At 74.4% G+C, this 13,402-nt stretch carries 1 protein-coding gene (cut by a window edge); it reads right to left on the bottom strand.

Annotated features, from left to right (window positions below):
* A protein-coding gene (locus tag EST54_RS11210; RefSeq protein ID WP_161989274.1) for an SDR family NAD(P)-dependent oxidoreductase crosses the window boundary here: on the bottom strand, nucleotides 1-13,347 show its 5' portion. The gene continues 10,710 nt to the left of window position 1, outside the view; 13,347 of the gene's 24,057 nt are visible here — the first part of the coding sequence; its start codon is at nucleotides 13,345-13,347; its stop codon lies off the left edge, out of view.
* Nucleotides 13,348-13,402 lie beyond the last annotated feature (55 nt).

The following is a 13,402-nucleotide window of genomic DNA, read 5'->3' on the forward strand; positions in this document are numbered from 1 at the left end:
CGCACCGATCTCCAACAGGCGCAGGCGGGCACCGGGTTCGGCGTCCCGGCGTGCGCGCAGGAAGGCCGCCACGTGTTCGGCGAGGACGGCGTTGAAGTGCGCGGCCACGCGGTTGTCGCGGTAGACGCCTTCGACGAGGGAGAAACCTCCCCGGGGGAAGAGCACATCGGTGGCGCGGACCCGACCGCACAGGATGTCGGCGAGCGCGGGCAGGGTCTGGTCCAGCAGGTTCAGCGGTGCCCGCAGATCGGGGTTGGCGCCGGCCCAACGGGGCGTGTGCGCGGTCCAGTCGGCGCGGCAGGCGTCGGCGTCCCGGGCGGTGGGCGCGCCGGTGCTCCAGCGGCCCTGGCCATCGATGAGTTCGTGCTCGGCGAGCGCGTGCAGGGTGGCCGAGAGCCAGCCGTCGAACCGCGCGTCGACGCCCTGCCGCTCCTTCCACTCGGCCAGGCCGTGGCGCGGCTCCTCCAGACCCGCCCGGCGCAGCTCGGCGGCGAGGCGGCGGAGCAGGAACGCGTCGATCTCGCCCGGGACCGGGCTCTCGTGGTACGCGGCCAGGCCGGTGGGCAGAGCGAGGGCCGCGGCGCCGTCGCGGGCCGCCGCACCGTGCGCCTGCGGGGTCAGCGTCTCCGCGGTGAGCACCCCTTCGACGGGCAGCGGACGGCCGAGGCGCATGAAGCCGATCTGGTGGAGCGGGCCGGCCAGGAGGCGCTCCAGTGCGTCCATCGCCGTGGCCGGGACGATCGGGGCCAGTCCCATGGAGGTCACGTCGCGCAGGAGCTCGTCGGGAACGTTGCCCCAGTAGCCCCAGTTGACGACCTTGACCCGGCAGTCCAGCGCCTCGCGCAGGGCGGCGGCGCGCGCGTCCTCGAAGGCGCAGGCCGCCGAGTAGTGCGCCTGGTGGGAGTTGCGGATGAAGCTCACCAGCGAGGAGATCAGCAGGACGAAGTCCAGGCCGTGCCCGGCGAAGACGTCGGCGAAGTGCACGCACGGGTCGACCTTGGCCGCGAGGGTGGCCTCCAGCTCGTGCTCGGTCATCCGGGCGAGCGGCGTGTGGCTGAACACCATCGCCAGGTGCACCACGCCGTCGATGCGGCCGTAGCGGCGGACGACGTCGTCCCGCATGCGGGCGAGCGCGCCGGGGTCGGAGGCGTCGGCGGAGAGGTAGACCGGACTCCGCCCGCCGGCCGCGACCTGAGCCGCCTTGGCGCGGATGTCCTCGTCCTCGGCGCGGCGGCCGACCCATACGACGTGTGCGTCGTGTTGCCGTACGAGGTACTCGCTGAGCAGCACGCCGAGGTCGCCGGCGCCGCCGATGAGCACATAGACGCCGTCGCGGCGCAGCACGGGCTCCGCGGGCGGCTCGGTGGCGGCCACCGGCAGGAGCTGACGGCGCAGCCACTGGCCGCCGCGCCGGACCAGCGGGTGCGCGCGGCGGTCGGCGGGCAGCGCGAAGACCTCGTCGGCGACGAACGGTTCGCCGTCGGCCAGGTCGACCGCGCGGATGCGCCAGTGCGGCTGCTCCTTGGCCAGGCCGCCGAGCAGGCCGTGCAGGCTCGCCTGCGCCGGGTCGGCGGTCCCCGAGCCGCCCGCGTCGAACGCGCCGCTGGTCAGGAGGGTGAGTCCGAGCCGCTGCTCGTCCCGGGTGAGGGCCAGTGCCTTGAGGACGCGGAACATACTGCGGATCGCTGTGCGCTGCGTGCTGATCTGCGCCTCGGCGCCGTGCGCGGCGGCTGCGGTCGGGAACTGCATGACGACGTGGTCGAAGTCGCCCAGGGCGGCGAGTTCGTCACGCACCTCTTCGGCGGACGACGCGGCGGTGTCCAGCACCACGGTCTGCGGGCGGCGGGCGGTCAGCTCCGCGAGGGCGTCCGGTTCGAGGCCGATCGCCACCACACGGGAGGCGGCGGACGGGTAAGGGCCGCCGCGCAGCAGCCGGACAGGCTCCCAGACGGGGTGCAGGGTGAGGTCGCCCGCGGGAAGCTCGTAGGAGTCGGCCGGCCGCGCGGGCCGGGCGGGCACGGTGGACGTCGTCGCGGGCGTTGCCTGCACGGCAGGGGGTGGGGCGGGCACGGCGGACGTCGTCGAAGGAGCGGCCTCCGTGGCAGGGGTCGGGGCGGCGGGCTGCCGTGCGGCGTTCCCGAACGTGGCGGGGATTTCCGCGGGTTCCGGAAGTCCGTCGGTGTACCAGTAGCGCTCCCGGGCGAACGGGTAGCCGGGCAGTGCGACCTTGCGCGGCTTCGGTCCCTCGGTGTGGAGGCGGGCCCAGTCGACGGCCAGGCCGCTGGTCCAGGCCTCGGCCAGCGGCGCCGACTTTCCGCGCCGTGCCCAGCGCACGACCGTCTCCTGGAAGTCCTCGTCGGTGAGGAAGTCCTTGACCGCGCCGCCCCGGTCGCCGCCGGCGTCGAGGTACGCGCCCGCGGGCAGCGTGCTGCCGAGCGCGCAGGCGTCCAGCGCGTCGACCAGTGCGGGAAGTGTGCCGGCCACCACGGCGAACCGTGCGGTCATCGCCTCGCGGCCGACCTGCAGCGTGTAGGCGATGTCGGGCAGGTCCGCGCTGCTCCATCCCTCCTTCCGCAGAGCGTCGCGCAGCCGCCCGGCAGACTCGCGCAGGCGCTCTTCGTCGAAGGCGGACAGCACCACGACGACGGTTTCGCCACGGTGCGCGGGCGCCTCGGGCCCAAGGTCCTTCCCGGCGTGCTCCTCGACGTACTCCTCGACCACGACGTGGGCGTTGGAGCCGCCCGCGCCGAACGAGGAGAGGCCGCCGAGGCGCGGGCGGGTGCCGGTCCTCGGCCAGGGGGCGGCTTCGCGCTGCAGGACGAAGGGGCTGTCGGCGAAGTCGATGTTCGGGTTGACGCGTTCGGCGTGCAGGGAGGGCACGAGCGTGCCGTGCCGCATCTGCAGCAGCAGCTTGGCGAGGCCCGCGATACCCGCCGCGGACTCCAGGTGGCCGATGTTCGACTTCGCCGAGCCGATGGCGCAGAAGTTCCGTGCGCCGGTGAACTCGGCGAAGGCCGCGTTCAGCCCGGCGATTTCGATCGGGTCGCCCAGCGAGGTGCCGGTGCCGTGCGCCTCGATGCAGCCGATGTCCCGGGGGTCCACTCCGCCCCGGCGCCAGGCGCTGCGGATGACCGCCGCCTGCGCGAGCGGGTTCGGCACGGTGAATCCGTGCGTGTGGCCGCCGTGGTTCACGGCAGTGCCGCGGATCACGCCGAGGATGCGGTCGCCGTCGGCGACGGCGTCGGCGAGCGGGCGCAGCAGCACCGCGCCGACGCCCTCGCCGGGCACGTAGCCGTCGCCGCCCTCGCCGAAGCTGCGGCAACGGCCGTCGCTGGAGGCGAACTGGCCCTCCCCGATCATCAGGTACTTGCCCGGGTGCACCGACAGGTTGACCCCGCCGGCCAGGGCGACACCGCACTCCCCTCGCTGGAGGGCGGCGCAGGCGAGGTGGATCGCGGACAGCGCCGAGGCGCACATGGTGTCGACGGTGACGCTGGGGCCGCTCGCGTCCAGGAAGTACGAGACGCGGTTGGCGATGGACGCCAGGCTCCCCGGCACCACGACCGGCTCACCGCGCACGCCGTGCTCGGCGCCGTAGAGCTGGTACTCGGAGTACATCGCGCCGGCGAACACCCCGATGTCGCCGGCGTCCTCGGCCACCCGGGCGCGGGCGGCGGCGCGCAGGGCGCCGCGCGTGTAGCCGGCGTCCTCCAGCGTGGTGTGGGCGCACTGCAGGAACAGCCGCTCCTGCGGGTCCATCATGGACGCCGCCTTCGGCGAGATCCCGAAGAACAGCGGGTCGAACTCGTCGATCCCGTCGAGGAAGCCGCCCCACTTGCTGTACGTCCTGCCGGGCACGCCGCGCCGTGCGTCGTAGTAGCGGCTGTGGTCCCAGCGCCCGGCCGGGATCTCGGTGATGCTGTCCCGGCCGGCGAGCAGATTCGCCCAGAAGGTGTCCAGGTCGGGTGCGCCGGGGTAGCGGCCCGCCATGCCGACGATCGCGATGGCCATGCCCTGCTCGGCGCCGGGCGGTTCGGCGGCGATGACGGGGGCCGGCTCCGGCTCGGCGGCCGGCGCGAGCTGCTCGTGCGCGAGCTGCTCGTCAGTGAGCGCTGCCCGCGCGCCGCTCAGGCCGACCAGTGCCGCGAGCGCGTCGGGCTGGGTGCGCAGGAAGTGCCGGACCAGGCCGTCGACCGTGCGTACCTCGAAGAACAGCGTGCTGCCGACGTTGTCGAGCCCCTTGCGGACGGCTTCCGTCAGCTGGACGACCAGGATCGAGTCGATGCCGTAGCGGTCGAACGGCACGTCGGCGCGGATGTCGGCGACCGGCAGTTGCAGGGTGTCCGCGACCAGGGTGCGGAAGTGGTCACGGGCCAGGTCCGCCAGCAGCTCGTCGTCACCCGCGCCGTCGGCGGCGACCGGATCCGGTGTCGGGGCGGGCAGTTGAGGCTCGGCGGCCCGCGGCCCGGCCTCGGGGAGGGTGCCGCGGAAGGCGGACTCCCCGTCCGGGCGCGGCTGGCGGATCGCGCCGTCGCTCTCCGCGACGATCACCTGCTGGCCGAGGTCGTCGGCACCCTCGGCGGCGACGAACGCCGCGCGGAAGCCGACCTCGCCGAGGACCCGCCGCCAGCTCTCCGGTGCCAGGCCCGGTGAACCGGGGATACGCGGCGCCGGGTCGTCGTAGAGCCACCAGCCGTCCAGGAGGCCGAACGTGAGGTGGCTGAAGAGGATGTTGTCGCTGAGCTCGTTGAGCAGCAGCAGGGCGTTCGGGCGCGCGGCGGCCTTGGCGTTGCGCAGCGTCCTGCGGATGTTGCGGGTCGCGTGCAGCACGTTGGTGGCGATCACGACGTCGTACTCGCCGGGGTCCACCTCCTGGCCTGCCAGCGGCTTCTCGGCGTTGAAGAGCCGCGTGTCCAGGTAGGGAGCGATCTCGCCGTACTCCCGCTGCCCGTACAGCAAGAACGCTTTGGAGATGTCGGTGTAGGTGTACTTCTCGATGTGCCGGGCCCACGGCCGCAGCCTGCGGAGGACCGTGGCGCTGGTCCCGCCGGTGCCGGCGCCGATCTCCAGGATGCGCAGGCGGGCGGACGGGTCGTCCGCCAGCCGCCGTTCGAGGTAGGCGACGAGGGTGTCGGCGAGCACGTCGTTGAAGTAGTCGGCGACGGGGTTGTTCTTGTACACGGCCTCGACAAGTTCGAGCGAGGCGTTCGGGAACATCACGTCGGTGGCCGGGCGGCGGCCGGTGAGGATGCCGGTCATGGCCCGCAGCGTCGTGTCGACGAGGATCGCCTGGGGACGTTTGGCAGCGTCGGCCAGCCACTGCTGCCGCGCCCGGTCCCAGTCGGCCCAGGCGTCGTCGAGGGATCCGGTACGGGTGTCGAGAGCCGAGTACGTGTCCTCGCCCTCGCGGCGCAGGTGGCCCGCGTCGGCGAGTACGGCGAGGGTGTGCTCGGTCCAGCGCTCGTAGCGGTCCTCGATGCCGCCGACGGCGCGCCACTCGGCGGCGGTGGCCGCGCGGCCGTCGCGGAACAGGCCCAGGGACTGCAGCAGCGCCCAGGTGATGCGGACCAGCGCGTCCTGCATGGCTCCGGCGTGCCCGCCGGCCTTCTCGCGCAGCTGCGCGATCTCGGCGCGGCGGTCGGGGCAGTCCTCGCCCAGGGCGCTGATCAGGGACGGGGTGGTGACGGCCGGGTGCGTGAGGGCGTCGTCGTCGTGGAGGCCGTCGATGCTGCGGGTGTCCGTGGCCTTGAGGAGTGCGAGCTGCGGGTACGGGGAGGCCAGCAGGGTGTCGAAGGCGGCCATGCCCTCGTCCGGTTCGATCGAGCCCAGGCCCAGCTGTGCCATACGCTGCCGGTAGCCGTCGGCGGTGACGACGCCGACGCCGGCCCAGTATCCCCAGTTCATGACCTTGACCGGGCAGTCGAGCCGGGTGGACAGGTGCTCGGCGTAGGCGTCGGCGAAGGTGCAGCCCGCCGCGTAGTTGGCCTGGCCGGGGGCCTTGAAGAATGCCTGCATGGAGGAGAAGAACGCGACGAAGTCCAGCGGCTGGCCGGCGAAGGCGTCGGCGAGGTTCGCGGCGATGTCTGCCTTGGCGGCGTAGGTCGTGCGGAACCTGTCCTCGTCCATCCGGGCGAGGGTCTGGTCGCCGAGCACGATCGCGGTGTGCAGGACGCCGCGCACGGGCCCGTGCCGCCGCACGACCTCGTCGCAGGCGCGGCGCAGGGCGTCGGGGTCGGTCGCGTCGGCCTGCACGTAGTCCGGCTTGGGGCCGTGGGCTGCCAGGGCCTCCTGCTGAGCGGCGATGGCGGCGTCCAGCGGGCGGCGTCCGATCCACACGACCCGGGCGCCGTGACGGCGCATCATGTGCTCGGTCCACACGGTGCCGATGCCGCCGGCGCCGCCGATGGCCACGATCACGCCGCCGGGCTCGCGCGGGGCGGCCGCGGCCCCGGCCCCGTCCGTCTCCAGCAGGCGCAGGCGGTACCACTCGCCGTGCCGGTGGGCCAGGGTCTCGCCGCGGGGGTCGGTGGGCAGCGCCAGCAGAGCCGGCCAGGGCACGGCGGCGTCCGCCTCGACGTCGGCGACGCGGATCCGCCAGTGCGGGTACTCCTTGGCCAGGGTGCCGGCGAGGCCGTGCACACCGGCGTGGGCGGGGTCGGCACCGGTGTCGCCCGGGAGCAGGCGGGCCTGCCGGGTGACGAGCGTCAGGCCCATTTCACGGGCGTCCGCGCCGTCGGCCAAGAGCGCCTTGACCAGACGGAATACGGCGATTGTGCCGTCGTTCCGGGCGGCGGCCGGGGCGCCGGTGGGGCCGGTCGGGGCGAGCCAGAAGACGTGCTCGGTGCCGGCGGGCAGCCGCGCGGCCAGCCGGTCGACCGGTTCGTCGGCGTGGGCGTCCAAGACGGTGGCGTCGGGGTAGCGGCGGCGGAGCCCGTCCCGTTCCTCGGGGGTGCCGCCCAGCAGCACGACGCGGGTCCGCGGGTGGGGCCACGGCGCGGCGGGCGCGACGGGCAGGGCGTCCCACACCGGTGCCAGCAGCGTGGCACGCGGGGCCGCGCCGGACGGGGCGGTCATGCGGCGGAACGCGTAGCCGCGCAGGCTCGCGGTCAGCTGTCCGTCGTCGTCGTACACGTCGATGTCCACTTTCGTCACGTCCCGGTCGGCCGAGGGGGTGTAGCCCTCGGTGTGGCGCAGGTGGGCCCACATGCGTTCGGTGGTGGGGGCGAAGAAGTCGGCGGCGTCCAGGGCGAAGGGCAGTGCGGGCGCGCCGCGTTGATCGCCGAGCGTGCCGGTGGCGTCGCCGTAGAGGCCGACGACGGCCTGGACGGCGCTGTCGAGCATCGCGGGGTGCAGCGCGAACGCGCCGTCGCGGGCGCCGTCGGGCAGGACGAGCCGGGCCAGGACCTCGCCGTCACCGACGGCCAGTGAGTCGATGGCGCGCAGGCGGTCTCCGTGCCGGATGCCGACGGCGTCGAGGGCCGCACGGCACTGGCTCCGCGACAGGGTGCGGCGGCCGCAGCGGGCTCGCAGGGCGTCCAACGACGTGGGTACGGGCCGGCCGGGCGTGGCGATCCGGCCCTGGGCGTGCACGGCCGAGCCGTCGCGCAGGACGCGGAAGGCACCGCCGTCCCGATCGACCCGTAGTTCGGCGCCGCCGTCCCCGACGGGGAACGGCTCCGGCCATACGACGTCGCGCAGACCGACCGGCGCGAAGGAACTGCCGGTCACGGCACGGCGTGCGACCTCCAGCGAGAGCACGCCGGGCAGCACGGCCCGGCCGTTGACGTGGTGGTCGGCCAGGAAGAACTCCTCGCCGCCGAGCCGGAGGCGGTACGCGGCCTCGTCCGTGTCCTCGCGCCCCTGGCTTTCCCCGGTGTCGGTCGTGTCGGTCGTGTCGGTCCAGTAGCGCTGCCGCTCGAACGGGTAGGTCGGCAGCGGCACCTGGCGGCGCGAGACGGAGGCGAAGCTGTCGGCGAACCGGTCGGCCTCGCCCCGTACGTACGCCGCGGCCAGCGCGGCCGGGGCCAGCGCGCGCACACCGCCGACGCGGCGGGGGTCCGCGGCGGTCTCCCCCTGCAGCACCGTGTCACCGGCGGTGCCGGACAGCCAGGAGCGCAGACGTGCCGCCAGGTCGGGCAGGCCGGCGGCGACGACGGCCAGCCGGTGCGCGAAGTGGCTGCGTCCCGCGGCCAGGCTGAAGGCGACGGCGTCGGCGGGCAGACCGGGTTCGCGGTCGAGGTGGGCGAGCAGCCGTTCGGCGACGGCACGGAGAGCGGCCGGTGTGCGGGCCGACAGCAGATAGGCGTGTTCCCCGTCCGCACCGGTCGTCCGGGGGGCCAGGTGCTCCTCCAGCACCACGTGCGCGTTGGTGCCGCTGGCCCCGAAGGAACTCACGGCCGCCCGGCGCGGGCCGCGGGCAGGCGCCGTCCAGGGCTGCGGGGCGGTGGTGACGGTGAACGGGCTGCCGTCGAGCACGACGCCCCGGTTGGCCTCAAGGAAGTGGAGCGACGGCGGGATCTGCCGGTGCTCCAGGGCCAGGAGCGCCTTGATGACGCCCGCGATGCCGGCGGCGAACTGCGTGTGCCCGATGTTGGTCTTGATCGACCCCAGGACGGCGCTCCCGGCCGGGGCGTCCTCGAACGCGCGGGTGAGCGCGCGGAATTCGATCGGGTCGCCGAGCTGGGTACCCGTGCCGTGCGCCTCGACGAGCTGGATGCCGCCCGGCTCGATGCCGCTGCGGGCGTGGACGTCGCGGAGGAGCTGTTCCTGCGAGGCCGCGCTCGGCGCGGTGATGCCGTTGGTGGTGCCGTCCTGGTTGATGCCGGAGCCGCGGACGACGCCGTAGATGTGGTCGCCATCGCGCCGGGCGTCGGCGAGCCGCTTGAGGACGACCGCGCCCGCGCCCTCGCCCGGGACGAAGCCGTCGGCGCGGGCGTCGAAGCTGTGGCAGCGGCCGCTGGGCGAGAGCATGCCCGCGCGCGTCGCCGACTCGTACAGCCGCGGCGTGGTCTGGATGAACACCCCGCCCGAAATCGCCATGTCGGCGTCGCCGGAGAGCAGGTCGCGGCAGGCCAGATGCAGGGAGACGAGTGAGCTGGAGCAGGAGGTGTCGGTGGTGAGGGCAGGGCCCTTGAGGTCGAGGTGGTAGGCGATCCGGGAGGCGACGACCGAGCCCATGGTGCCCCACAGGGCCTGCGCCGGCGGCCGGGCGTCCAGCTGGTCGTGGTAGTCGCCGGCGTAGCAGCCGGCGTAGACGCCGCAGTTGCGGTTGGCCAGGCGTTCGCCGGTGTAGCCGGCGTCCTCCAGGGCGTTCCAGCACTGTTCGAGGAAGATGCGCTGCTGGGGATCCATGGTGGTGGCCTCGACGCCGGAGATCGCGAAGAACACCGGATCGAACTGGTCGATGCCGCGGACGAAGCTGCCGGAGCGGCAGGTCACGTCCTGGCCGAGCGGCCAGCGGGTCACCGGTTCGACGAGGTCGTGGCCGGCCATCAGGTGGTCCCAGAGCGCGCGCGGGTCCTCGGCGTCGGCGTAGCGGGCGGCCATCCCGACGACGGCGATGGCGTCGTCGTCCGGCGCCGGGGCGACGGCTGCCGGGGAGACCGGTGCGTGCAGCACGTCACCGTAGGTACCGACGAGGAACGCGTGCAGGCGCTCGACGGTGCCGTGGTCGAACAGATCGGTGGTCTCCAGCGCGGTGCCGAGGGCCGTGTTGAGCGTGTGGACCAGGTTCACGCCGAGGATGGAGTCCAGGCCGTAGTCGGCGAAGGGGCGGCGGCGCTCGATCTCGGCGACCGGCATCTGCAGGGCCGCTGCCAGTGCGTCGAGCAGGATGCGCTCGACGTCGGCGGCACCGGCTGCCGTCGCGCGGGGCGGGGCGGCCACCGGCGTTGTTGCCGGGTGCTCGCTGCCGACCGGGCCGAACCAGAACTGCCGTCCGGCGAAGGGGTAGGCGGGCAGGTGGACCCGTGCGGGCGTGTCCGCACCGGTGTGCAGGCGGGTCCAGTCGAGCGGCATGCCCTTGGCCCAGAAGGCGGCCAGGTCGTTCCAGTCGCCGCGGTTGAGCCAGCGGGCGACGAGTTCGCGCAGTTCGTCCTTCTCCGCCAGGGCTGCCAGGGTCTCGCGGGTGGCCCTGACGCGGCCGCGGGACCACGGGCCCTCGGCCTCGGAGTCGGCGAGGAAGGCATCGAGCTGGTCGAGCCATTCCCTGGGTGTGCTCGCGACGAAGCACACCCGCTCGTCCATCTCCTCGCGGCCGGTCTGGAGGGTGGCCGCGACGGCGGGCAGGTCCACGGGGGCGCCGTTGCGGAGCAGGTCGGACAGTTGGGCGGCCCGTGCGTGCAGGTCCTCGGTGGTCCGGGCGGACAGCGGCAGCAGCACCGGCCGGGCGGACGGGGCGGGTGCCGTCGTCGTGCCCTGGTACTCGGCGACGATGACATGGGCGTTGGCGCCGCCCGCGCCGAACGAGGAGATGCCGGCCATCCGCGGGCCGCCGTCCGCCGGCCGCGCCCAGGGGGCCCCGCCGGTCTGCAGGGTGAACGGCGTGGCCGCGAAGTCGATGTCGGGGTTGGTCCGCTCGGCATGAAGGGTGGGCGCGAACTCGCCGTGCCGCAGCTGCAGTACGGCCTTGGTCAGGCCCGCGATACCCGCGGCGGCCTCCAGGTGGCCGATGTTCGACTTGACCGAGCCGAGGGCGCACGCACCGCTCTCCCCGGTGTCGGGCGCGAAGGCCTGGGTCAGGCCGTCGATCTCGACGGGGTCGCCGAGCCGGGTGCCGGTGCCGTGCGCCTCGATGTAGCCGATGCCGGCCGCGGACACGCCGGCGCGGTCCAGCGCGTCGCGGATCAGCGCGGCCTGCGCGCGCGGGTTGGGCACGGTGTAACCGTTGGTGCGCCCACCGTGGTTGATGGCGGAGCCGACGATCACCGCGTGGATGGGGTCGCCGTCGGCCTCGGCCGCGGACAGCGGCTTCAACAGCACCGTGCCGACGCCCTCGCCGGGCAGGAACCCGTCGCCGCCGGCGCCGAAGCTGCGGCAGTGCCCGTCGGTGGCGAGCATCCGCGAGCGGCACAGCTCGACGTACGAGGAGGGGTGCAGGTAGAGGTTGACACCGCCGGCGATGGCCAGCTCGCACGCGCCGTGGCGCAGGTGCTCGCACGCCTCGTGAATCGCGGTCAGCGACGACGAGCACATGGTGTCGATCGGCATGCTCGGGCCGTGCAGGTCCAGCAGGTACGACACCCGGTTGGCCAGCGATCCGAAGGACGTGCGCGGCGCGGGCGGCAATCCGTCCGTCGCCGGCGGGCGGTGGCGGTCGAAGCCGGTCTTCGTGATCCCGGCGAAGACGCCGACCGACGAGGCGTGCTGCTCGGCGAGGCGCTGCCGCGTATAGCCCGCGTCCTCCAGCACCGACCACGCGCTCTCGACGAACAGCCGTTCCTGCGGGTCCATGTCGGCGGCGTCGCGCGGCGCGATCCCGAAGAACGCGGCGTCGAAGCGGGCGAAGTCGTCGAGGAACGCGCCCCACTTGCTGTAGCTGGCGCCCTGCTGCACGGCCCGCTGCGGGTCCGGTTCGAAGAAGCCGTCCAGCGACCAGCGCTCGGCGGGGACCTCGCGGACGCTCTCGCGGCCCGCGCGCAGGTTCTCCCAGAACGCCTCCAGGGTCGGGGCGTCCGGGTAGCGCCCGCTCAGGCCGATGATGGCGATCGGCTCGTCCGCGTCGGCCGGACGGGGCCGCGTCTTCAGCGGCGCGGCCGCCGTCGCGGGAGTCCCGGCCGGATCGGCGGCCACGTCCGGTACGTCGCCGAGCCAGCGGCGGCAGCCGTCCGCGTGCTGCTCCGCCAGGTGCCCGGCCAGGTCGTTCAGCGTCGGGTACTGGTAGAGCACCGTCTTGGGCAGGGCGCCGAACCACTGCGCGAACCGGCGGTTGAGCCGGGTCACGGCCAGCGAGTCGATGCCGAAGCCGTCGAGCGGAGCGGCGGCGTCCAGCCGGGCGGGGTCGAGCCGCACCGTCTCGGCGATCAGCTCCTTCAGCAGGGGCACCACGCGTGCCCGCAGTTCCGCCGGCCCCGTCCGCTGCGTCTCCGCCTCCTGCGGACCTTCCTCGTCCACTCCGCTCTCCTCGTCCACTCCGGTCTCCTCGTCCATGACCAGTAGGTGTGGTGTGCCGAGCGCCAGTGCGCCGTGCAGGGCCCGCAGTGCCGTGTCCGTTCCCAGGGGGCGCCCGAAGCGGGCGGTGAGCGCGGGCACGTCCTCGGCCGGGACGCTCATCCCGCCGTCCTGCCACAGCGGCCAGCCGATCGAGACGCTCGCGCCGTGGCGCTCGCCCGCGGCGGCCAGGCCGGCGCGGTGGGTCAGGTAGGCGTCGAGGAACCCGTTCGCGGCGGCGTAGTCGGCCTGCCCGGGGTTGCCCAGCGTCCCCGCGCCCGAGGAGAACGCCGCGAGGAAGTCCAACGGCAGGCGGCGGGTGGCCTCGTCGAGGTTCACCAGCCCGGCGGCCTTCGGCGCCAGCACCTGCTGGGCGTCCTGGTGGGACTTGCGGATCACGTAGTCGTCGCTGATCAGGCCCGCCGCGTGCACGACTCCGTCGAGCCTGCCGTACGTCCGCACAAGGGAGTTGACGAGCTCCGCCACGGCGGCGGCGTCGGCGACGTCCACCCGGCGGTACTCGGTCCCCGGGCCCGGCTGACCGGGCCCGAGGGCCGCCGGCGAGCGTCCGCACAGGACGACCCGGGCGCCGGGGGCGTGCCGTGCGATGTCGGCGGCGACCAGCCGGCCGACGCCGCCCGCTCCCCCGCTGATCAGGTAGACGCCGTCGGCCTTCCACGCCGGCGGGGGTGCCGCCGCACGCGGGGCCGCCGCCCAGGCGCGGACCTGGCGGCGGCCGCCGGTGTAGCGCACGTGGTCCTCCGCCTGCCCGGACTCCGCCCGCAGCACGCCGGCGAGCTCCTCGCCCGACGGCCGCTGCGTGAACTCGATCAGCTGGCCGTGCAGCGCCGGGTCCTCCTGCGCGGCGGTGCGCAGCATGCCGATCAGACCGGCGTAGCCGTACGGAGTCCCCTCCTGGCACACGACCTGCACGGAACGGGGGCCGCCGGCCGGCTGGTTCAGCAGCCGCTGGAGCTCGCCGAGCAGCAGGGTCGCCGCGTGCTCGTAGGCGGCAGCGGGCCCGTCGCCACAGCTGTCCACGCGGGCGACGGACACGCCGGGCAGGTGCCGGCGCAGGTCGGTCACGTCCGCGTCGGGGGTGTCGCACAGCACGACCAGCCGCCGGTTTCCGGGGGGCGCGGTGCGCCCTCGCGCCGGTGCGTCGCGCCATGCCGGCACACGAAGGATGTTTCTGCTCACGTTCATTCCGTTCCAGGTCACGGGGCGGCCGGGCCACCCGGTCCAGGGAGGAGGC

The organism is Streptomyces sioyaensis, assembly GCF_004122735.1.
Taxonomy (GTDB): Bacteria; Actinomycetota; Actinomycetes; order Streptomycetales; family Streptomycetaceae; genus Streptomyces; species Streptomyces sioyaensis.